Genomic DNA, 22,979 nt, shown 5'->3' with positions numbered 1-22,979 from the left:
TCCTTTACTAAGTTCGCATCACTTTAGTTTACAATGGTCCTGAGATACCTTGTTTTCGAATCATGTAGAAGTGAGCTGCAAGTAGACCTAACAACGCACCAGGTAAAAAGAATACATGAATCGCGAAGAATCGCGTTAAGGTTGCTGCACCAATAATATCTCCACCTGCTAGCAACGCTCTTGCAAATCCACCAATAACCGGCACACTCTCAGCGATCTCAAGTACAACCGCTGTTGCAAAATACGCTTTCATATCCCAAGGTAATAAGTAACCTGTTACACCTAAAGCAAGCATAACAAAGAAAATGAGGACACCGACAACCCAGTTCAATTCACGTGGCTTCTTATATGAACCTGTAAAGAAGACACGTAACGTGTGTAAAAACATCATAACAATAACTAAACTTGCGCCCCAGTGGTGCATCCCACGAACGATTACACCGAAGGCTACTTCATTTTGTAAAAAAGCTACAGATTGATAAGCGTTAATAATATCTGGTGCATAGTACATCGTTAAAAACATACCAGATAAAATTTGAATAACTGTAATAAAGAACGTTAGTCCGCCAAAACAGTATACGAACGCAGAGAAGTGGTGAGCAGGGTTAACATGCTCAGGAACTTCATGGTCAGCAATATCCCGCCACATTGGCGTAATATCAAGACGCTCATCAACGTAGTCATAAATTTTTTGAAGCATTGATTACGCTCCTCCCTATGTTCGTTGATAAATTGATCCTAAATAAACTTTTCCATCCTCTACCTTGACTTCATAAGCGTCAAGTGGTCGTCTTGGCGGAGTACCAGGAATATTATGCCCATCCTTATCAAATCGTCCGAAGTGACATGGACAGAAGAATTGCTCCGGATAGTCATCATTCCCGTCATACGCAACGGTACAGCCTAGATGAGTACAAATGGCAGACAATGCTGTTACTTCATTATCACGGATATAAACGTAAACGTCTCGTGATACCTCAGATTCGTACCATGCATCAACTTGATCGAAATTGAATGGAAATACTTGTGGATCTTCGGTCAGTTGATCTACATCACATACGTATAAAAATTCAGATTCCGCTCCAGCTCTCAAAGCTGGGTCTAGGGCAAAGCGCGCCATTGGCATTAACATACCAGCAGCCATGAATCCGCCAACCCCCGTAAGCGTATACGTAAGAAATTGTCTCCGTGATACTTTGTGGTCTTTTTCGCTCACTCATTTTCCCCCCTTGCACAAGTAAAGTCAACCCAAAAACGGGCGTAAATAAGCACATATTATACTAGGACATACTCATGATAATACAACAGACATGAATGTGCAACAACTTCTAGCTTTCGGCACAAATTCGGCAAACTTTTTCATGTTCTTGATTGCCATCTGTTTGTCACAATTGGGATCAATTGTTTCATTTGATCATGAATGACATGGTTACGATTTTCACTATCAAGGTGCTCCAAAGGAATAGACGGTAACCAAATATGCAGACCTTGTAATTCCCCTTCGACCTGACGCCACTTTCCATCTGAAGTCAAATAGACAACATGTTTAAAGCCTTCTTTGAGAAGATTGTCTTCCCATAGTTGCAATCGATGTAAACATTGTTCATTGGATTCCGTTGCAAAGTATGTAAATGCTGGAAATAATACAACCCTCCCATGGAACTGCTTTTCTAACTCGTGAGATATAATCGTAATGAATTCTCCCATAGAAACTGTTCCTTTTACTTCAGTTCCCCAAGAAATCGGGATTAAGGAAATAATAGCTGTATCTATATATTCCCTCGCTTGTAAATAAGTATCCATATCATTTGCATTCCATTTCATTTCATCACCTCGTTTACACTTGATACTAAGCCTAGAGAATCGCACTTAAATGAATCATACAATAAAAAAGCACAGCAATTTGCTATGCAAAGAACATAAGCATCTAATTTTTTTCTTTTTCTTCATCAAGCTTTTTTAATTCCAATAATAACGTTATGAATCGATCTTGATCTTTTTCATCTAGTGCACGATCTATCTCGTTCGTTAATCGCTCTCTTTGATATGAGATTAATGAACGCTGTAAAATAAACGTTGCCGCCTCATCATACACTTTTGTTAGTTCTACATCGTCAGGAACGTACGGATTTTCTTCTAGTACAGTTAAAAATGGTGAATATCGATTTGCTCCTTGAAAGTGGAGTTCTATATATACATCTTCGGATTGATTTAAGCGAATATCGTGATAGGCTTTTTCGGTATCAGTTGTCACATGGTGTTGCTTGTGAAAAGAAAAAGGTAGGTGATCCACTCCTTTTGCAGATATAATTAGCCCTTTAGGGGTATGGGCAGCTTTTTCAACAAAATGAACATACTTCATTAAATCATCATCAGACATTAAAAAATTTAATAACCATGTACATTCCCGACGCTTCAATTCGAATTCTGCTAAGAATTGTTTGAGAAACTCCTTCTTTTCACTAACTGATATCATATGACCCATTTCGTCCTCCTTGCGAAGTAATGATGTATGATATGATTATTCATTTACTTAATCGTTATTCTTCACTTAAAAGATTTTCTAGTAACTCTACAATATCATATCGCTCCGGTTTTAGTACTAAAAGACGTTCAAAAATCTCCCTCGCTTTTTCTCTCCTACCGTACTCGAGTAAAAATTGGCCATATTCCTCGAGGAAATCAATATCTTTGACATAGTATTCCGCTATTTCTTTGTACAAGATTTCTGCCTTTTCATATTCATCTAATTCACGTAAAGCAGATGCCTCATACCATTTATACATGACATCATCTTCGCCGTAATCTTTCATATGATTCATTAAATCCAATAGCTCTTCATGTAAGTTTTGATGTTTATAGTATGCAGACAATGTATGAACGGCTTCAACATTTGACGGGTTTAATGCAATCACTTTTTGTAAATAGGACTCACCGTCTACTTCAACATTTTTCTTGAAGGAGAGCTTTGCAGCTTGAATATACAAGGATTCATTATATTGGTCTACACTCATTCCTGCTTTTAACGTATCTAATGCTTCATCAATTCTTTCTTCTGATTCGTAAGCCTTTGCTAAATAAGCGTAAACGGAAGAGTAGTCAGGATCTAACGTCTTAAGTGTTTCGAACTGTTCAATAGCAAGTATCATATCACCCATTTGATAAGCTGTGAAACCATAACCAAATAAAGCATCTGCGTTCATATTCTTTTTTATACCAATTTGATAATAATGAATGGCATCTTCAAATTGACCAGTAGCACTGTAGGCTTCAGCTAACGTCAACTCTAGATATGTATCAGGTATTACCTCGTCAGCATGAACAGCTTTTTTTAAATGAGGGATGCTTTTAAAATAGTCACCACGTGATAAATAAAATTCTCCCAAGCCATATGAGATGATCGGTTCATCAGGAGCTATTTTCATCGCATTTAACAGCTTTTGTTCAGCAACCTCGTCTAATGATTGTAGCTGATACAAATCAGCTAAAAGTAATTGTGCTTGTAAATAGGCAGGGTCATTCTCTTTAATTTCATTTAGCATTTCAATGGCTTCATCTTCTTGATCAAGATCAATTAATAATTCAGCAGCAAATGTGTACAGATCACCTTCATCTGGATATAACATTAGCAATTCGTCGATTACTTCTTTTGCTTTTTGGACGTGACCTAACTCTTGATAAACTTGAGCAATTTCGTATTTTGTTTGATGATCAGCTCGTTTAAGTAATAGTTCTATTTCATTTAAACCCTCATCAACCTTGCCCGATTCTATTTTTTGAATAATAACGTCTAATGATTCGACCACTTTTGTAAGCCTCCTTCTCTCACAAGGATAACGATATCGTATCATTTTTTGTGCTAAGAAGAAAGAATGTTCTCTTCTATAAGAAAAACCGCGCAGCGGACTTTTCTTATAAGCGTTGTGAGAAGTCGTTACAGCGGTTTTATCTTTTTTTATTGAAAGTGTCCGTCTTTTAGAAAAAGCATGAAACGAGCCTATCAGCCTCCTCCAATGAATTCACTTAAAGCTACCTTGATTACAAGATTAAGAATTTTATATATTATTGCCTTTTAATCAAAGAAACCTATTGAGCTATGTCTTTTAACAAAACAACTCTCTTCAGTATGATGATCGATATACATGATTTTCTTGCTCCATCAAATCATTCATTGACAAAAAGCGTCCAGGGCGAATGATTTGAATAGGCTGACCAAAACCGGGTTTTAGATCAATTTCATTTAATACTTTTAGAATTCGACCTCTTAATACAACTAAATCAGGTTCTTCATGTTTATAATGTTCTATATCTCGTGCAGTACGCTTTCTTTCTTCATAACGTTTTTTTCTTTTTCGATCAACATATGCAATATAATCGAGATCACTCCCTGCAATAAGAGTTCCCTTTTGTGGGAATAAACCGATCTTTTGTAACAATGACTTATTTATTCTATTACTATATTGTGAATCTAGATCAGTATGAATACCATAATCTAAGCAATACTTCCTCCAAATAACCTCAAGTGACTTTGCGCGTTTAGTCGAAGCTTGGAAAACAGGGATGATCGCTAAAGGGTAATGTAATAGCGTATGAGAGATGTGTGTCCATTTAATAGAGTGAATATCCTCTTCTGTCGTTAGTTCAACTTTTAAATAAGGAATGAGCATGTTTTGACATTTGCGTATAAAGCTCATTCTAATTAAATAAGCAGGAATGGTAAGTCCAATGACATAATCAATTGTGCTCTTTTTTAAATAGGCATTCCAATTGTGATAGACATTTGCAAGCTCACTTTCGTATTTTACATGTGGAGCGATTGCGACTGTTGTACAGCCGTCTTTTATCAGTTGTTTTTGTCTTTCGTATAGTATATCATCCCCACCTTCATATAATAATGAATCATCAAAGTAAACACGCCCACTACATAGAACAGTCCCGTTCATACTAACTCTTTTTTTATTCCACTGCTTGAAAGTAGTAGTGGCATAGCGTACTCGACCTTCTTCAACAATAAAACAGCGATCTTTCACTCTCTTTTCATCAACTTTGATTACTTTGTCTAGTAAGTACATCTGTATCCCTCCTTATGGTTTCTTCTACTAGACAAGCTATGAATGTAAATGAAAAATAAGAACGTTGAAACGTAAATGGATCACACTATGAGAACAAAAAGATATTTATTTTTTTCTAAATATGGTTGACTTTTTATAAAAAAGAAGTATACTTTAATTAAGCGTATGGTTTCTCTCCGCTCCTATCCATACAACTTAGCTTATTTTCCTCGCATTTGTAAACGCTTACTAGTTTACGGATACGAGGGCTTTTTTTTGTAAATTAAAACGGCTCCCCTGCTTTACAAAGGAAGCCGTTTTTTCTAATTTCTAATGAAGTAGTACCGTTTTTATTATCTTTGTAATTGTTGAATATGTTCAAAAAAAGTAGGATAAGAAACAGCAATCGCCTCACTTCTTTCAATTATCATCGTCCCTTGTGCAATAAGGCCGGCGACAGCCATTGCCATACCGATACGATGGTCACCGTAACTATTCACATGAGCTCCATGAAGTGCTGCTTGCCCTTCTATCACCATTCCATCTTCTGTTGCGGTAATTTTAGCTCCTGCTTTCGTTAATTCACTAACCACTGTATCAATACGGTTTGTTTCCTTTACTTTTAATTCCTCCGCATCACGAATGACCGTCTTTCCTTGTGCTTGAGTAGCTAATACAGCAATTACAGGGATCTCATCTATTAATCGAGGAATTAATGGACCGCCGATATCAATTCCTTTTAATTTAGAGGTTGAAATCGTTAAATCAGCAACAGGCTCCCCACCTGCATTTCGCTCATTTTCAATCGTTAATTCAGCCCCCATTTGCTGTAGGACATCAATAATTCCTGAACGAGTTGGATTCATACCAACACCGTGTAACGTAATTTGACTATTAGGAACAATAGCACCTGCAACAAGGAAAAAAGCAGCAGAAGAAATATCTCCTGGAACGATAATATGTTGAGCTTGAAGTGATTGTCCCCCTTCAACGGAAACTGTTAGACCGTCTCTCTGAACTTCAACACCAAAAGCTTCTAACATACGTTCTGTATGATCGCGGGATAATGCAGGCTCGTTAACGGAGGTTACCCCATCACTTTGGAGACCAGCTAATAGAATGGCTGATTTTACTTGAGCACTGGCCACTTTAGATTGAAATTGAATAGCTTTAGTAGTACCACCACGAATCGATAATGGTGTGAAGTTCCCATCATCTCTTCCATCAATGGTTGATCCCATTTCTCGTAATGGACTAGTCACTCTTGCCATTGGCCTTTTCGCAATAGAATCATCGCCTATGACAACAGAATGGAATGGGCGCGTTGCTAGAATTCCTAACATAAGCCGCGTTGTTGTACCTGAATTACCTACATCCAATATTTCACTAGGCTCTTCTAACCCTTCCCATCCGTTTCCTTCGATCGTCACTTTTTCATTTTCTTGTTCAATAGCTACTCCTAATTTACGAAAGCAGCTAATTGTACTTAAACAATCTTCTCCAGGTAAGAATCCTTCCACTGTTGTATTCCCATTTGCAATGGCTCCAAACATGACAGCGCGATGAGAAATTGATTTATCTCCTGGTATACGAATAGTACCATTTAATCCATTCATTACTTGATTCACACTTACTTTAGCCATGTATACCCCTCCTTATAATATATATGTTTCATACATTTCATTTTCTAAATGTATTTTCGCGCGTTGCCTATCTTCTTCAGACCTAAAACTAATGCTTAACACACCCATGATATCTTCTCTCGTTTCTAAAATACGAATATTGGTTAAACTTATATCGTGTTCAGCAAGTATACCTGTGACATCTGATATGACACCTGGATGATCAGGAATATCGACAAACAGATCATAAAACGATGGGATTGCTCCTTTTTCACGAGGAGGTAATCCTTCACGAAATGATTTAGCGGCTTGAAAGTAATGGAAGATCGCTTCTGCATTTTCATGCACTAACATATTTCGAACTTTTTCCATCTCTTCTAACCATTCATCTAGTAATGTTAAAAGGCTTTCCTTATTATGTAATAAAATGTCTCTCCACATCGTTGGGCTAGAAGATGCGATTCTTGTAATATCTCGAAATCCTCCTGCTGCTAATTGTGAAACGAGCCGATCATCACCATCTAAATTGGCCAATTGATGAACTAGTGAGGCTGCAACAATATGCGGAAAGTGACTAATTGCACCAGCAAACCGATCATGATCGTCCGGAGTTAACTCTAAGAATGTAGCTTTTGTTCCTTTGAGCCAATTTTGTAATTGAATAATGTGCCTAGTATCTGATTTATTAACGGGAGTAAATATATAAAATGCATTTTCAAACAAGTGCACTCGAGCTGCTTCTACACCACTTTTATGTGAGCCGGCCATAGGATGTCCACCGATGAAAACGACATCTTTTTCAGCTAAACAAGATGCTGTTTCAACAATTTTCTTTTTCGTGCTTCCGACGTCAGTAATTAATGCTCCTGACTTTAGCTCTAACTGGCATAGCTCTTTAATTAATTCTTCTGTTTTTAATACAGGAGTAGCTAGCACTATTAAGTCAGCATTCTTCACCCCTTCTTCAATAGATGGTGCTACTTCATCAATTACTTTTAAAGATAGTGCCATTTTCTGTTGTTCATCTGAAATATCGTATCCTGTTATTCGAACATGATGCTCTGAGCGAATGGCTAACGCTATGGAGCCACCAATTAACCCTAATCCAATAATAAAAGCTGTTCGCTCCATCCCTTTCTCCTTTCTAATCAAAATTCTAAACATGCTGTCAAGAGGGTGGGACAAAAGTATTTTAGGAAAGGAGAATCCGAACAAATCTAGAGTGGAGCACGTGCACCGTTCCTGAAATATTCGGATTCTCAGATGAACACTTTTGTTATATCCCAACCTCATCGTGCGTAGTCGTTACAGGGAAAACGTGTAACGTACGAAGCCGACGTCACCCGAGAATATACTTACATCTTCTTTGGTAAACTTTTTTAGTCTCATTTCTTCAAAAAACCGTCTCTCATCCATGTATGAAAGACGGATTCCTTAAGTCATCTTTTATTGAACGGTTGAATGATTTACTAATTCTTCTAAATACGTAAATAACTCTTCGTTATCTTCTTTTTTACCAATCGTTATGCGAACACATGTCGGAAATCCTAACGCTTTACCTGAACGAACAATAAATCCTTTTCTTAGTAGAAAATCAAACACTCGATCTCCCGATTGTTTAAAGTCAATTAAAATGAAGTTCGTTTGCGAAGGGTAATAATAAAGCTCGTGCTTCTGACAAAATTGTTCGAACTGCTTCATTCCTTCCGTATTCTTTTCCACACATTCATCAATAAATGCCTGATCCTCAAGAGCTGCGATAGCCGCACAATGAGCAAAAGAATTGTTATTAAAAGGAGGACGAACAGGGTCAATGCTTGATACAAACCCTGCACTTCCAACGCCATAACCGATACGTAAAGCTGCTAAACCATAAGCTTTTGAGAATGTACGTAATACCATTAAATTAGGATACTTTTTAATTAAAGGTATCGTATTCGGGTAATCTTTCGCAGTTACATATTCATAATAAGCTTCATCAGAAACGACTAATACATGTGGAGGTACTTGATCTAAGAAACGTTTAAAAGTATCTTCATTCACATAAGTACCTGACGGATTATTCGGATTACAAACCCAAACAATTCGTGTCATTTCATCAATAGCTTGGAGCATCGCCTCTAAATGATGTACGCCATCTACCGATGGAACTTCGCGAACCTCTGCCCCTTCAATTGTTGCGTTTAATTTGTATTGTGAAAAGGTGGGATCAGCTGTGACTGTATTTGTACCTGGTGATAAAAGAGCCCGACATAAAAATTGAATCACTTCATCAGATCCATTACCAAATATTAATTGTTCTGGCGTAACACCTAATTTCAAAGCAACTTTTTCTCGCAATTTTGCTGAATACCCATCTGGATAAATGGTTGTATTTGTTGCTGATTCGCTAATGGCGGTAGCTACGCGTTTTGAAGCGCCATAAGGATTTTCATTTGAAGCTAATTTAACGACTCGTGTTAATCCAAGCTCTTCTTTAACCTCTTCAATTGGTTTACCTGGTTGATATGAAGGTAAACCAATAATTTGCTGTTTGATATCCATCACAAGCACATCCTATCTTATCATTATTGATCTTCACTTTCAGCTAATGAACTGACAAGTCGTTCAATTTCTAGTAATGCTTCAGATCGTTTATTTTCGTCTAACAATCGTTGTTCCAGTTCACCAATCTTGCTAACTAATGCACTTCCGACGACGACTCCATCAGAGTGCTGGCGCATTTTGCTCGCTTGTTCGGGCGTCGAAATTCCAAAGCCAACAGCTGTTGGGATCGTACTTGCCTTGCGAACGGTCTGCAAAAACTCATACACTCTAGGATCAAATTGTGCTCGTGCACCTGTAACACCTAAAGAAGATACACAATAAAGAAACCCTTGTGACCTTTCAGCGATTTTGACGATACGCTCCTTAGATGTGGGGGCGACTAACAAGACAAGTGAAAGATTAAATTGATTACATAGTTCTGCAAAATCTCCACTTTCTTCATAAGGTAAATCAGGAACGATAAAACCATCAATTCCGTAATTAGCTGCCTCTTCGACAATCCGCTTTTCGCCGTATTGCATTAATGGATTGACATATGTGAAAATGATAACAGGAATTGTTAATCCTCGTTCTCTCATTTGTGGTACTAACTTCAAAGCTTTTTCTAAACTCATTCCATGCTTCAAAGCTCTTTTCGATGCTGCCTGAATGGTTGGTCCATCAGCAAGTGGATCGGAATAAGGAATACCAAGCTCTAAAATAGAAGCACCCGCCTTTTGAAGTGTTAGTGCAATGTCAATTGTCGCTGCACTCGATGGATCTCCCGCTGTAATAAAAGGGATAAATAGTGGCTTATCTCCACCTGTGACAGCTTTCATACGTTTAGTTGCCATTTTCATCCCCCCTAAAATGTTTCATTAATGTGTGAACATCTTTATCTCCTCGACCTGACAAACAGACTAGTATCGTCTCGTTTGGCGTTAATTCTTTCGCACGTTCAAACGCTTTAGCTAGCGCATGGGCAGATTCAATTGCCGGTATGATTCCTTCGGTTTCAGACAAAAGCTTTAATGCATCTAGTGCTTGTTGATCTGTAACAGCTTCATAGTTCACACGGTTCGTACTTGCTAAATAGGCATGTTCTGGTCCTATTCCTGGATAATCGAGACCAGCAGAAATCGAATATGGTTCAATTATTTGGCCAGCTTCATTTTGAAGAAGATAGGTTAATGAGCCATGAATAACGCCTTTTGTTCCTTTTGTAATGGTCGCTGCATGCTGATTCGTATCAATACCTTTTCCTGCAGCCTCAACACCAATTAGCGTAACATCATCATCTAAAAAAGGGTAGAACATACCAATTGCGTTACTTCCTCCTCCGACACAAGCAATAATTTCTTTAGGAAACTCACCTACTCGCTTTAAAAATTGCTCTTTTGATTCATCTCCAATAATACGTTGGAAATCTCGAACCATTTTCGGATACGGATGTGGTCCAACAACTGATCCAATTAAATAGAATGTATCTTCTGCATTTGTGACCCAATATCGAATCGCCTCATTCGTAGCATCCTTTAACGTTTGACTCCCTGAAGTAGCAGGAACAACTTTAGCCCCTAACAACTCCATTCGAAAAACATTTAGTGCTTGCCTTTCCATATCTTCAGCACCCATAAATACTTTACATTCAAGACCAAATCTTGCTGCAATCGTTGCTGTGGCAACACCGTGCTGACCTGCACCTGTTTCAGCGACTATTTTCTTTTTGCCCATTCGTTTTGCAAGTAATGCCTGCCCCATCGCATTGTTTAATTTGTGAGCGCCTGTATGCAAAAGATCTTCTCTTTTCAAATATATATTGGCTCCACCTAAAACCTTAGAGATATTTTCAGCATATGATAATGCTGTTGGTCTCCCTGCATACTCTTGTAAATGCTCTAAGTATTCAGTGTGAAAGGATTCATCTAAAAGAGCTTTATCTAACTCATTTTCCAATTCTTCTAACGCATTCATTAATGTTTCAGGAACATATTTACCTCCGAAGTCACCGAAACGTCCACGTTTATTTGGTACCATTTCTATTCATCCTTTCCTCTAACTGCCGCACAAGTTCATATGATTTCCGACCATTCTCTTCAATTCCACTAGATAAATCAATACCATCAGGTTCATAGCGCAATAAATTTTGTACATTATTTGGGTTTATTCCACCAGCGATCCACACTGGAACGTGTTGTCTATGCCCTTCCTCAATATATTGAGGGACAAATCGCCAATCAAATGAGATACCAGTCCCTCCCCATTGTTGCCCTACTTTACAATCTATGACGTATCCATCAACTAATCCTTCATATGTCTTCATCGTTTCTAGAGCATTATCATGATGATGGATCACCTTCCAAATTGATTGCTTGACTAATGACTTTAGCTGTTTAATGTACTCAGCTGGCTCATTTCCATGACATTGAATAATATCTACATTTAAGTCAACTAATTGTCTTTGAATTTCTTCTATCGGTTCATTCACAAAAAGAGTAACAATTTTCTTTTGCTCCTTCAGACCATTCTGAAGCCAAAGTTGCAATTGCTCTCGCGAAACACGGCGTTTACTCTTGGCAAACACAAAACCGATATATTCCGCAGTACTTGAGGAAGCAACGCTCACATCATGCTCAGAATGATTTCCACACAACTTAAGTAGAGGATGAGGCATGATACTCTCCTCCAAACAAAGCTTTAATACCTTCTTTAGGAGATGAAGCACGCATTAATGATTCCCCGACTAACACACCAGCTGCCCCTGCCTGTTTGACACGCTTAATATCTTCCTCTGTATGAATCCCACTTTCACTAATAAACAAGCTACCTTCGGGAATTAATGGTGCCATTTCATCTGTTTGTAGTAGTGATGTTTCAAATGTTTTTAAATTGCGATTGTTCACACCAATCACTTTTGGTGTGAAGCAATTTAATAATTCCATTAATTCATTCTTTGCATGAACTTCAACAAGGCATTCGAGTCCAACGGAATAAGCGTAATCATACAATTTCTTTAACTCTTCTATCGGCACAGTTCCTACAATGAGAAGCATCGCATCGGCGCCGATTTTGACCGTCTCATCCACTTGTTTCTTGTCAATAATAAAATCTTTTCGCATTACGGGAATGGCGCAGACTTCTTTAACAGCAGATAAGTAATCACGATGGCCTTGGAAATAATCTACATCTGTTAAGACCGAAATCGCATCAGCACCACCTGCTTCATACCCCTTTGCAATGTCTTGTGGATGAAAATCAGGGCAAATAAGTCCCTTTGATGGCGAAGCTTTTTTTACTTCAGCTATTAAACCAATGGAATGGGTAGGATGGCTTAAAGCATCATAGAGGGAGTAATGCTGAACTTTTTTTTGCGATGGCATAATTAAGTTAGCAATTTCCTTTTGCTTTGTTTTTAAAATTTGATCAAGCACGTTCGGTTGCCCCCTTCTGTAACGCTTTGTAATGCTCATCTATTTGTCCAGAGCTTAACGCAGTTTGTGTTTGTTGAACGCCTTCTTTAATCGTATTGACTTTTCCGTATACATAAAGAGCTGCGCCAGCATTAAGTGCAACGATATTAGTTGCTGATTCGTTCGCTTCTCCTTTTAATATTGCTCGAATTAATTCGGCGCTTTCTAACGGAGTATCCACTTGAATATCAGACAAATTGCCACGTTTTAGCCCCATATCCTCTGGGGTGATCGTATATTCCTTTTTCGTATTTCCTGCTACTTCAATTAAGTATGACTCCGTCGTAATCGATAATTCATCTAACCCGTCTCTTCCAGTAACAAAAAGGGTGCGCTCTGTCCCAATCGATAACAGAGTACTAGCCATTTTCTTCGCATATTCAAAATCAGAAACACCGATTAGTTGTCTTTTCGCTTTTGCTGGATTAGTCATCGGTCCTAAAAAATTGAAAACCGTTCTGAAACCAATTTCTTTTCGCGGCGCGACCGCATGCTTCATCGATTGATGATAGAGCGGTGCAAACAAAAAGCAAAGATTATAATCTTGAAGAGAACGGCTTGCTTGTTCAACTGAATGTTGGATAGGGATCGATAGTTCTTCAAGTACATCAGCACTACCACTTTTTGACGAGACAGCTCGATTTCCATGTTTTGCGACAGGAACATTTAACCCTGATAAAACGATAGCAGTTGCTGTTGAGATATTAAATGTTCCTAAATGATCTCCACCTGTCCCGCACGTATCTATGACATTTACCCCTTCTGTGTTAATAGAAACAGAATGTGAACGCATCGCTCGAACAAATCCAATCATTTCTTCGACTGTTTCACCACGGAATCGCAAAATGGTTAGAAGACTAGCGATTTGGCTTGGTGTTGCATGACCTGACATGATCTCATTCATAACCTGTTCAGCTTGTTCAGTCGATAGTGTTTCATGGTTCATACAATGACGTAATATGTCTTTAAGCATGGCTCTCTCTCCCTTCATCTCCGAACATTCTCTCAGCTATTTGTACGGCTCTTACTAATGCTTTTGCTTTGTTTTGCGTTTCTTCATATTCTCGTTCAGGGACTGAATCAGCAACCACACCCGCACCAGCTTGAATATAGGCTGTTTGATTTTTAATAACCATTGTTCGAATGGCAATACACGAATCAATATTTCCATCAAAGCCAAGATAGCCAATTGCACCAGCGTACACACCACGTTCTGTCGGTTCTAATTCATGTAAAATTTCCATTGCTCTTATTTTAGGCGCTCCTGATACAGTGCCAGCTGGAAAAGAGGCCATTAATGCTTCTAACGGTTTTGTGCTCTTTTGTAATTGCCCCGTAACTTTTGAAATGATATGCATGACATGTGAGAATTTTCCGATTTCAAGCAATGTAGGTGTTTCAACAGAACCGTATTCAGCAATACGTCCGACATCATTTCTAGCAAGATCAACTAACATATAATGCTCAGCACGTTCTTTTTCATCAGCTAATAGTTCAGTGGCAAGTGCTTGATCCTCTTCTTCTGTCTTCCCACGCTTTCTAGTACCTGCAATCGGATGAATTTCTACATGGCCATCTTGAACTTGAACGAGACGCTCAGGTGAGCTTCCAACTACTTCCATAGTGTTAAACTTTAGATAAAATAAATATGGAGATGGATTAATCATTCGTAACACTCGATAAATATTTAAAGCAGATGACGTTACATTCATTTCAAATCGTTGTGATAATACAGCTTGAAAGACGTCTCCAGCTCGAATGTACTCTTTAATTTGCTCGACATCTCTTAAAAAATCAGTACGTTTATAATTTGAAATGACATCATCGAAGGTCACTTCATCATCTGTTTCAGGAAGGTGTTTCAACAGCAATGGAGCTTGAGGTTGTTCTAATAGTTGTGAAACACGATCAATTTCAGCTTTCGCTCTACTATAAGCAAGTTCTTCTTCACCTTCGTCTGGCCTTGCATGTACTAAAATTGTTAATTCTTTATTAATATGATCATAGGCAATTAATGTCTCGCATACTAAAAAGTGATAATGAGCAATTCGATCATCGACCTGGCGAGCCAGTGACGGTTCTATCGTCTCAATTGCATCATAGCTCATATAACCAACAGCTCCACCTCTGAAAGGAATGGCAATATCAATTGGTTGTACTTTTAAATAGTCCATCATTGAATTAAAGGCTTCTTGGAATGTGTTTAACTTTGTTAGAATTTCCCCTTCCTCTAAATTCGTAAAAGAATATACACCATTCTCTTCAATTAATTCAAATATCGGATTAATTCCAATGAAAGAATACCTAGACCAAGGTGAATGCTCATCTTTACTTTCAAGTAAAAATGAAACTTGATCTCCTAATTGATGTACAATTTGCACAGGGGTTAGCCCATCAGCAAATAGCTTTTCCACAACAGGAATGGTCTTATAGTCGCGGGAAAACTGTTGAAAATCAGTAAACGTTGGGGTAATCATATCCTTCACTCCTTTAGGAATGAATGAAATGAGTGGGAGGTGAACAAATATATAACTGAATAAGCCTCCTAAATACATTCGATTAGGAGGCATTACGACTAATCCTCAACTAAACTCAGCTCTCCTCAACTCAATCTCATTCTTATACTAAGCTAATCTTTTCTCACTAGTTGATTACTTTAATTGATTCGTAGTAATCAGTTTTCTCAACTCGCCTTTAGTCTACTCCGAACTCACTTATTCGTCAAGGATAAGTCAGGTCTCAGCTTAACGGCATCATTCAAATAAATATGGTCAATATCGCTTTGTGATTGGTCAGTATTCACAGTCATCAATACTCGAACACAAAGGGGCAAGCTCTCAGGAACTGGAATTTCTTGAGCGCATACGACAGGAACATATTCCCAACCGTTTAGCTCGCGTAATACTTTTGCTGGAAATGCTTCGTTTAAATCTGCTGTAACCGTAAATAATACATGTGCGACCATTTCCGGCTTTAGTTTGTTTTTGGCGATCATTTCATTCACTAACACATATGTCTCTTTTGTAATATCAGCAACTGTATTTGCTTGAACAGTTGTAGCGCCTCTAATACCTCTAACCATGTGCCCCCTCCATCCGTTCATCAAGAAGTACCCGAATCTTCTCAGGTGGGATATTCACAATTGTCGCTTCTCCCAATCTCTTTAATAGAACCATTCGTATAGTACCCGCTTCTACTTTTTTATCCTTACTCATTGTTTGTAACAAGCGTTCTCGATTTAATGAAGCAGGTATTTTCGTGCGATAGCCTAATTGTAAAAACCAATTTTCGTATTGTTCAATATGAAAATTTACGTTCAACATTTCTTCTGATAAGCGCAACGCAAAAAGCATACCAATCGCAACAGCTTCTCCATGTGTGATCTTTCCATAACCAAGCTGTGCCTCTATTGCATGTCCAAGCGTATGACCAAAATTAAGGTGAGCACGAATGCCATGCTCCTGCTCATCCTCACTCACTACGTCTGCTTTAACAGAAATCGAGCGAGCCAGCATGTCATTAAGGCGTTCAACTGAAATAGTCTTAAATGATGTCCATTCCTTCTCTAACTGTTTCAAAAAAGCCTCATCGCGAATAAATCCATGCTTAATGACTTCGGCAAATCCAGATTTCCACTCTTCTTCTGGTAAGGACATTAAACAATCTGTATCATATAAAACAGCTTCAGGTTGATGAAAGCTCCCTACCATATTTTTTCCTAGCCGATGATTAATTGCGACCTTTCCACCTACACTACTATCGTGAGCTAATAGTGTAGTAGGCATTTGTACGAACCGTATTCCTCTCATATATGTCGCAGCTACAAATCCAGCTAAATCACCAACGACTCCTCCTCCAAGAGCAATGACAGCAGACTTTCGGTCAAGGCCCACCTCTAACGCTTTTGTTAACAATTGCTCATATACGGAAAATGATTTAGAGGCTTCTCCGCTTTCAATGACGTAATCATATACGACTGCCGACTCATCAAAGCTTTGAATAACGTCTTTTAAATAGAATGGAGCCACATTAGAGTCTGTTACAATTAATACAGACGATACCGGTTGTAGTAATTCTTTTAACAATGCCCCAACCTGGTGTCTTAAACCAGTATCTATTCTTACTTCATATTGTTTAGACATGGTTTGAACATGGACACTCCCCATTTAAAACGTCCTCGCTTCTTCATTATGTCGATTAACATTTTCTTGTATAGTCGGTATTTGATCATGCCCAAACGTCTCTAGTAGTACATTAGCTACTTCCCATGCAACAACCGCCTCTGCCACTACAGCAGCGGCAGGAACTGCACAACTATCAGAACGTTCGATACTAGCTGCAAATGGTTCTTTAGAATCGATATCCACGCTTTGTAATGGCTTATAGAGCGTTGGAATTGGCTTCATAACTCCTCTTACAACAATAGGCATTCCATTTGTCATTCCGCCTTCAAATCCACCAAGCCGGTTTGTTCTGCGAGAATAACCGTTGTCTTCATCCCACAAAATTTCATCGTGCACTTGACTTCCTGGGAGACGTGCAGCTTCAAATCCAATTCCAATCTCGACACCTTTAAATGCATTAATACTCATAACAGCTGCCGCGATTTTAGCATCTAATTTACGATCATATTGAACATGACTTCCCAATCCAATTGGAACATTTTCTATGACGACTTCAACGATTCCACCAATTGAATCGCCATCTTTTTTTGCTTGATCAATCGCTTCCATCATTTTCAAACTTGCAGCTTCATCTAAGCAACGCACTTGTGATGCCTCTGAGCGTTCCTTAAGATCTGCAACAGATTCATATGCTGTTTTTTCAGCCTTCACACCACCGATTTCTAATACATGTCCACCAACTTGAATGTTAAAAGTAGATAATAGCTTCTTAGCTACTGCACCAGCAGCAACTCGAACGGTCGTTTCTCTCGCTGATGAACGCTCTAATACATTGCGCATATCCCGATGGCCATATTTTATTGCTCCATTTAAATCTGCATGTCCTGGACGTGGTCTTGTTAATTTTCTTTTAACTTCTTTTTCTGCATCCTCATCAATTGGTTCAGCACCCATTATTTTAGTCCAATGAGTCCAATCTTTATTTTCTACAACTAATGCGATAGGAGCACCCGTTGTTTTACCATGACGTACACCACTTAAAATTTGTACTTGATCTTTCTCAATTTGCATTCGTCTACCACGGCCATAACCACCCTGTCTTCGTGCTAATTCACCATTAATATCCGCTGCTATTAACTCTAACTGTGCTGGAATTCCTTCAATAATTGTCGTCAATTGTGGTCCGTGTGATTCTCCAGCTGTTAAATATCTCATTTTCCTGCCTCCAATGTCATTTCCATTTCTCTTCATCTTCTCTTTATCGCTTTTATGCGTTAAATTATAACATGATCTAGGCAAACTGTCTCGCACATTTTAAAAGAAAAGTTTAACTTTTCTCATTATTAGATGGGTTGATCCTTCATATCTATCTAGCTGACGTCATGATGACTTCAGCATTTTTTATAAAAAAACGTGTCCTCAGTTTCAAATTGATAAGTACTAGGGTTAAAAATTTGCTCTGTACTTCCTACAAAAAGCACTCCACCCGGTCTTAATGCTTGGCTAAATTTATGGTATAGTTCATTTTTCGCTTCTTCAGTAAAATAAATCATTACATTACGACAAACGATTAAGTCGAATTGTTGCTGGAATCGATCAGCTAGTAAGTTTTGTTTTTGAAATGTGACCGTCTTTTTAATATCATCATTTACCTTATAGCCCATTGGCTCTTTTGTAAAATACCGTTCTAAGTAACTTTTCGGTACTTCTTTTATCGACCGTTCAGGATAAAACCCCATCTTAGCACGTTTAATAATTTCTGTATCGAGATCTGTTGCAAATACGTTCACTTTAGAGATAGGCATAAACTGAGCTAAAATCATGGACAGTGTATATGGTTCTTCGCCTGTTGAACAAGCAGCACTCCAAACTTTTAAATCTTTATTTTCACTGTATAATCGCGGTAAGATCTTTTTTTCTAGTACATTCCATCTGCTTGCATTGCGGAAAAATTCTGACACATTAATGGTCATTCGTTCAAGAAATTCATTAAAAAGCTCTTCATCTTTGGCCATTGCTTGATAATATGTTTGAAAAGACGAATAGCCTCGCTTTTCATATAAAGATGTCAGGCGACGTTTCATTTGTGCTTCTTTATATAAAGCTAAATCAATTGCGGTTTTTTTCTTAATATTCGCTATAAATGTTTCATAATCAGTACCATTTGTTCTCTCCAGTCTCACGATGTATCAAATACATTACGTCCAATCAGCAGTCGCCTTTTTATAATCAATTAATTCTGAATCTTGAAAAAAGATTGCTATTTCTCTTTCTGCGCTTTCTGTGGAATCAGATCCATGTATGATATTATTAGGCATTTGCGCAGCTAAATCTCCACGAATTGTACCAGGTAACGCTTCTTGCGGATTTGTCTTGCCAATCATTAATCTCGCTGTTTCGATCACTTCTGGCCCTTCCCATACCATTGCAAATACAGGCCCTGATGTAATGAAACGAACAAGCTTTTCAAAGAAAGGTTTTCCTGTATGCTCTTCATAGTGTCTCTCTGCCATTGCCTCTGTAATGACCATTAATTTTGCTGCAACTAGAGTAAATCCCTTTTTTTCAAAGCGAGATATGATTTCTCCAATTACATTTCGTTGAACTCCATCTGGCTTTACCATTATGTATGTACGCTCCATAACCGTCTCCCTTTTCCTAATAGATTCTCTCAACAGTATAGCAAATGAAGCTACATGCGACAATATACCAACGATGAAGTGTAGCGAATCATTACGGTTCATTCAAAAAGGGTTTACTCTAAAAAGTAAAAGACCTTTTAGGGTAAACCCTTCGTAATTAAAACTTTCTTTTGCCTATGTAAGAAGCAATTTCATATAAATATCTTTTTTCTTTTTGATTTGGTAATGTTTCTAACGTTTCATATGCCTTTTGCAAATACTGATCACTTATTTTAATCGAGTAAGAAATAGCATCAGTATTTTTAATCATGGCTAAAATGTCATTAATTTGATCAGCGTTTTCCTCAATGTCTTGAAAGAACAAATCGATTTTTCTTCGAATATCAGTATGATGGTGCATTGCATATAGAGCAGGAAGAGTTACATTTCCTTGTAATAAATCTCCGCCTGCAGGTTTACCAAGTTGTTTCTCTGTACCGACAAAATCAAGGATATCATCTGTGATTTGAAAAGACATTCCAACGTAGTAACCAAATTGATAGAGCTGGTTTTGTATATATGTATTAGCTTTTGCAGCGATCGCACCAAGCTGACAACTTACAGCAATGAGAAGAGCTGTCTTACGTTTAATCCTTCTTAAATAAACTCGAAAATTTTGGTTCAAATTATATTGGTCTCTAATTTGTTCAATTTCACCTAAACACATTTCCATCATAGCGTTTGAAAGAATTTGATGTATTTTAGGATTATCAAAATAGGTTGAAGTCTCAAGTGCCTTCCCGAAAATAAAATCTCCTGTATACATAGCAACTCGATTATCCCATTGTGACTTAATGGTTTTCTTTCCTCTTCTTAAATCAGCATCATCAATTACATCATCATGTACTAATGACCCCATATGAATTAGTTCTAAGGGCGCAGCAATATGCTTTAGTGATTCAATGTCATATGAGCCAAATCGCGCTGCTAATAATACAAATACTGGACGTATTCTTTTTCCTCCAGCTTTAAGTAATTGAATTGATGCATCTGTTAACACATCATGTTCTGCTTGCACATTTTCTTCAAGTTCATTTTCAATCATTTCAATATCTGCTTGGAATTGCATATAAATTTCTGCTAGCTTCATGTCGTCCACCTTATTTATTTAAACGAATTCATTACGCTCTTCCTTTAATTAGAACATTGAATCACGTTTCATGCAAGTCCCTTTATAATTGAAGTACCGGATTCCACACATGTAAGTGATCGACAGGTTCACGTAAATAGCCTAATTTGTATAGTAAATGATAATAGAATCGTAATCCTTCTTGCTCTTTTTGTCCAAAGTCATTACAGAGCTGCTTAAAGTATTTCTCCCAAAAAGGTTGTGTTCCACCATGTGTTAATAAAATATCTTTTATCATCGGTCTGTATTGGTCGTTTTCGCTTCTTTTCTTACTAGCTAAAAGTGCTTTATAAAAGCTTAACACTTCATTCGGCTTAGCCTCGATACATTTGTTTCGAACGGCAAATACAGCATAAGTCATTGGTAATCCTGTCTGTTCATACCAAATTTCTCCTAAGTCATATACGTATAAGTCTTTTGCTAATTGGCGATTCGCAACAATCGCATCATCACCTATTAACAAACAACCATCATACCGATTTATCATATGGTGAAAATGAGGTTGTACAATTTCGTATGTAACATGTTTATGATAAAAATAACCTAAAATGATTTTCAATAAATGAACAGATGTTTCTGAACTTGAAGTTAGAGCAATCTTCTTGTTATCTAATTGATCGATAGGGTATTTTGAAAATAAGAAGATTGAACGTACTTTCCCATATGTCGTTACAGATAAATCAGGTAACAGTGAGAAACTGTGTTGATTATTTGCATAAGCAAAAGATGAAATACCACCAATATCAACCTTACCATTAGCCATCGCGTCGTTTAATTGTGAAGGTACTTGAGGAACAAACTGATAATCATTTCGTTCCAATTCGTTTCGATCTAAATAATAAAAAAATGGCAAAATATTCGTGTAAGAGATTTCTCCGATTGTTAAACTCATTGCTGTTCCCCCCAACGAGTAAATAATGAATGATCGACATCTAAATTATCCAAAACTTTTCCAACTACAAAATTAATTAGATCCTCCAAATTTTTAGGTTGTTGATAAAAACCAGGCATTGCAGGAAGGATCGTTACACCCATTTTGGCTAGTCTTAACATATTCTCTAGATGAAGCTCATTTAGGGGGGTTTCCCTAGGTACAATAATTAATTTCCTTTTTTCCTTTAACATGACATCTGCAGTCCGTTCAAGTAAATTATTCGATGAAGCATGTGCGATGCTAGACAATGTCCCCATCGAGCACGGAATGATAACCATACCATCATTTTTGTAAGAGCCACTAGCAATCGGTGCAGAGTAATCACGTAAGGAATGATAACATAACAAATGTCGATTTTTGTTGAATAAATCATCGATCAACCGTTCTCTATTCCCCACATCCAATTGCAACTCTAAATCGAATACTTGCCAGGCAGCTTCGGTTATAACTAAATGTACCTGATAAGATTCGAGCAGCAGTTGATTAACGAGTTTTATCCCATATTGTGCACCACTAGCACCGGTAATGCCGACTGTATACGTTCCTTTTATAAATTGGTCCATATAAGGACATCTCCTATCGCAAATACAAATAAAACAACGCTTAATATGCTATTCATAGGAAAGAAGGCTACGTGTACTTTTGATAAATCATTCTCTGAAACAAGTGAGTGTTCATAGACAAGAATGGCACCAGAAATAATGACTCCAGCCAAATAAAGCCACCCTAAAGGTGTAACAAAAAACAAGCTTAGGAAACTTAAAAAACTAACAGTGTGAAACGCTCTTGCAAGTAGCAATGCTTGTTTAATACCAAATCGACTTGGGATAGAGTGCAACCCATGTTCTTTGTCATAATCAGCGTCTTGAGTTGCATAAATGACATCAAAGCCAGCTATCCATAATGCTACAGCTACAAATAAAAAGTATGCTTCAAAGGGCAATGTCCCTGTTGCTCCTACCCATCCACCTAAAGGCGCAATTCCTATCGTTATCCCTAAAATAAGGTGACAAGTCCAAGTGAAACGTTTTGTATATGAATAAATGACAAGAAAGAAAACAGCAATTGGCAACAAATAAACAGCAAGCATATTTAATTGAAAGGCAGAGAAGAACAACACAACAAACGAAATAACGATAAATAACCAAACTTCAATTTTGGAAACTAAGCCTGCTGGAATAGCTCGTTCTGCTGTTCTTGGATTATGCTTATCTATTTGGGCGTCAATGACACGATTAAGTGACATTGCTGCACTTCTAGCTCCTACCATTGCAAGTGTAATCCATATCCATTCAGATAATTGTGGAAAATCTCCCCTCATAATAAAGCTACCTAAAATTGCTCCCAAAAACGCAAATGGTAGCGCAAATATAGTGTGTTCAAACTTAATCATTTCTAAGATGATTTTTATTTTTCTTACCAACGTAATCGGCTCCTATCTC

Annotated in this window: 24 protein-coding genes; all 24 read right to left on the bottom strand. The window is 37.7% G+C overall.

The features are described from left to right. Nucleotides 1-28 precede the first annotated feature (28 nt). The 24 genes from qcrB to JCM9152_RS01600 all read right to left on the bottom strand — a co-directional run bounded on the left by qcrB (nt 29) and on the right by JCM9152_RS01600 (nt 22,960). On the bottom strand, nt 29-700 hold the full coding sequence (gene qcrB, locus JCM9152_RS01715) for a menaquinol-cytochrome c reductase cytochrome b subunit (RefSeq protein ID WP_035340191.1): 672 nt from the start codon (nt 698-700) through the stop codon (nt 29-31). Nucleotides 701-715: 15 nt separating this feature from the next. After that, a complete protein-coding gene (locus tag JCM9152_RS01710) occupies nt 716-1,216 on the bottom strand; it encodes a Rieske (2Fe-2S) protein (protein ID WP_035340189.1) in 501 nt (166 codons plus the stop codon). Between the two features lie 143 nt (nt 1,217-1,359). Continuing rightward, nucleotides 1,360-1,824, bottom strand: a complete 465-nt coding sequence (locus JCM9152_RS01705) for a YpiF family protein (RefSeq protein ID WP_035340187.1) — start codon at nt 1,822-1,824, stop codon at nt 1,360-1,362. Between the two features lie 103 nt (nt 1,825-1,927). Then, the gene (locus JCM9152_RS01700; protein ID WP_035340185.1) at nt 1,928-2,485 is read right to left on the bottom strand and encodes a ReoY family proteolytic degradation factor; all 558 of its coding nucleotides are present in this window, start codon (nt 2,483-2,485) and stop codon (nt 1,928-1,930) included. A 55-nt stretch (nt 2,486-2,540) separates the two neighbouring features. Then, complete coding sequence (locus tag JCM9152_RS01695; RefSeq protein WP_035340183.1) at nt 2,541-3,806, bottom strand: tetratricopeptide repeat protein; 1,266 nt, start codon at nt 3,804-3,806, stop codon at nt 2,541-2,543. Between the two features lie 315 nt (nt 3,807-4,121). Further along, the gene (locus JCM9152_RS01690; protein ID WP_035340181.1) at nt 4,122-5,072 is read right to left on the bottom strand and encodes a hypothetical protein; all 951 of its coding nucleotides are present in this window, start codon (nt 5,070-5,072) and stop codon (nt 4,122-4,124) included. A 332-nt stretch (nt 5,073-5,404) separates the two neighbouring features. Beyond that, nucleotides 5,405-6,694 (bottom strand): 3-phosphoshikimate 1-carboxyvinyltransferase, encoded by a 1,290-nt coding sequence (gene aroA, locus JCM9152_RS01685; RefSeq protein WP_035340179.1) that lies wholly within the window; start codon nt 6,692-6,694, stop codon nt 5,405-5,407. A gap of 12 nt (nt 6,695-6,706) precedes the next feature. After that, the gene (locus JCM9152_RS01680; RefSeq protein WP_035340177.1) at nt 6,707-7,804 is read right to left on the bottom strand and encodes a prephenate dehydrogenase; all 1,098 of its coding nucleotides are present in this window, start codon (nt 7,802-7,804) and stop codon (nt 6,707-6,709) included. Nucleotides 7,805-8,119: 315 nt separating this feature from the next. After that, the gene (gene hisC / locus JCM9152_RS01675; RefSeq protein WP_035340175.1) at nt 8,120-9,217 is read right to left on the bottom strand and encodes a histidinol-phosphate transaminase; all 1,098 of its coding nucleotides are present in this window, start codon (nt 9,215-9,217) and stop codon (nt 8,120-8,122) included. Nucleotides 9,218-9,240: 23 nt separating this feature from the next. Then, nucleotides 9,241-10,053, bottom strand: a complete 813-nt coding sequence (gene trpA / locus JCM9152_RS01670) for a tryptophan synthase subunit alpha (RefSeq protein ID WP_081727859.1) — start codon at nt 10,051-10,053, stop codon at nt 9,241-9,243. After that, nucleotides 10,043-11,236, bottom strand: a complete 1,194-nt coding sequence (gene trpB, locus JCM9152_RS01665) for a tryptophan synthase subunit beta (RefSeq protein WP_035340173.1) — start codon at nt 11,234-11,236, stop codon at nt 10,043-10,045. The genes trpA and trpB overlap by 11 nt, the downstream gene beginning before the upstream one ends. Beyond that, nucleotides 11,223-11,873 carry a phosphoribosylanthranilate isomerase gene (locus tag JCM9152_RS01660; RefSeq protein ID WP_035340171.1) on the bottom strand — a complete coding sequence of 217 codons (651 nt, stop codon included), beginning with the start codon at nt 11,871-11,873 and terminating at the stop codon, nt 11,223-11,225. Before JCM9152_RS01660 ends, trpB begins: the two co-directional genes overlap by 14 nt. Next, on the bottom strand, nt 11,854-12,630 hold the full coding sequence (gene trpC / locus JCM9152_RS01655; RefSeq protein WP_035340169.1) for an indole-3-glycerol phosphate synthase TrpC: 777 nt from the start codon (nt 12,628-12,630) through the stop codon (nt 11,854-11,856). Before trpC ends, JCM9152_RS01660 begins: the two co-directional genes overlap by 20 nt. Further along, entirely contained in the window at nt 12,623-13,642 is a 1,020-nt protein-coding gene (gene trpD, locus JCM9152_RS01650) for an anthranilate phosphoribosyltransferase (protein ID WP_035340167.1), read from the bottom strand. Before trpD ends, trpC begins: the two co-directional genes overlap by 8 nt. Beyond that, nucleotides 13,635-15,146, bottom strand: coding sequence for an anthranilate synthase component I (trpE, locus tag JCM9152_RS01645; protein ID WP_173402057.1), 1,512 nt, complete (start codon nt 15,144-15,146; stop codon nt 13,635-13,637). The genes trpD and trpE overlap by 8 nt, the downstream gene beginning before the upstream one ends. A gap of 233 nt (nt 15,147-15,379) precedes the next feature. Next, entirely contained in the window at nt 15,380-15,751 is a 372-nt protein-coding gene (aroH, locus tag JCM9152_RS01640; RefSeq protein WP_035340165.1) for a chorismate mutase, read from the bottom strand. Next, the gene (aroB, locus tag JCM9152_RS01635) at nt 15,744-16,835 is read right to left on the bottom strand and encodes a 3-dehydroquinate synthase (protein WP_035340163.1); all 1,092 of its coding nucleotides are present in this window, start codon (nt 16,833-16,835) and stop codon (nt 15,744-15,746) included. Before aroB ends, aroH begins: the two co-directional genes overlap by 8 nt. Next, the gene (gene aroC / locus JCM9152_RS01630; protein WP_035340161.1) at nt 16,836-18,008 is read right to left on the bottom strand and encodes a chorismate synthase; all 1,173 of its coding nucleotides are present in this window, start codon (nt 18,006-18,008) and stop codon (nt 16,836-16,838) included. It lies immediately after the preceding gene. A 176-nt stretch (nt 18,009-18,184) separates the two neighbouring features. Beyond that, complete coding sequence (locus JCM9152_RS01625) at nt 18,185-18,976, bottom strand: CheR family methyltransferase (protein WP_304503384.1); 792 nt, start codon at nt 18,974-18,976, stop codon at nt 18,185-18,187. A 15-nt stretch (nt 18,977-18,991) separates the two neighbouring features. After that, the gene (gene ndk, locus JCM9152_RS01620; protein ID WP_035340159.1) at nt 18,992-19,435 is read right to left on the bottom strand and encodes a nucleoside-diphosphate kinase; all 444 of its coding nucleotides are present in this window, start codon (nt 19,433-19,435) and stop codon (nt 18,992-18,994) included. A 157-nt stretch (nt 19,436-19,592) separates the two neighbouring features. Continuing rightward, nucleotides 19,593-20,564, bottom strand: a complete 972-nt coding sequence (hepT, locus tag JCM9152_RS01615) for a heptaprenyl diphosphate synthase component II (RefSeq protein ID WP_035340156.1) — start codon at nt 20,562-20,564, stop codon at nt 19,593-19,595. Between the two features lie 82 nt (nt 20,565-20,646). Then, nucleotides 20,647-21,495: a menaquinone biosynthesis protein gene (locus JCM9152_RS01610; RefSeq protein WP_035340155.1), complete on the bottom strand. Its 849-nt coding sequence runs from the start codon at nt 21,493-21,495 to the stop codon at nt 20,647-20,649. Next, nucleotides 21,492-22,100: a UbiX family flavin prenyltransferase gene (locus JCM9152_RS01605; RefSeq protein ID WP_035340153.1), complete on the bottom strand. Its 609-nt coding sequence runs from the start codon at nt 22,098-22,100 to the stop codon at nt 21,492-21,494. Before JCM9152_RS01605 ends, JCM9152_RS01610 begins: the two co-directional genes overlap by 4 nt. Next, the gene (locus JCM9152_RS01600; RefSeq protein WP_035340151.1) at nt 22,085-22,960 is read right to left on the bottom strand and encodes a UbiA-like polyprenyltransferase; all 876 of its coding nucleotides are present in this window, start codon (nt 22,958-22,960) and stop codon (nt 22,085-22,087) included. The genes JCM9152_RS01605 and JCM9152_RS01600 overlap by 16 nt, the downstream gene beginning before the upstream one ends. Nucleotides 22,961-22,979: the final 19 nt, after the last annotated feature.

The sequence above is a fragment of the Halalkalibacter hemicellulosilyticusJCM 9152 genome (assembly GCF_000513115.1).
Classification (GTDB): Bacteria; Bacillota; Bacilli; order Bacillales; family Bacillaceae_D; genus Halalkalibacter; species Halalkalibacter hemicellulosilyticus.
Note: the sequence above shows the minus strand (reverse complement) of the source record. Positions and strands in the feature narration are given on the sequence as shown.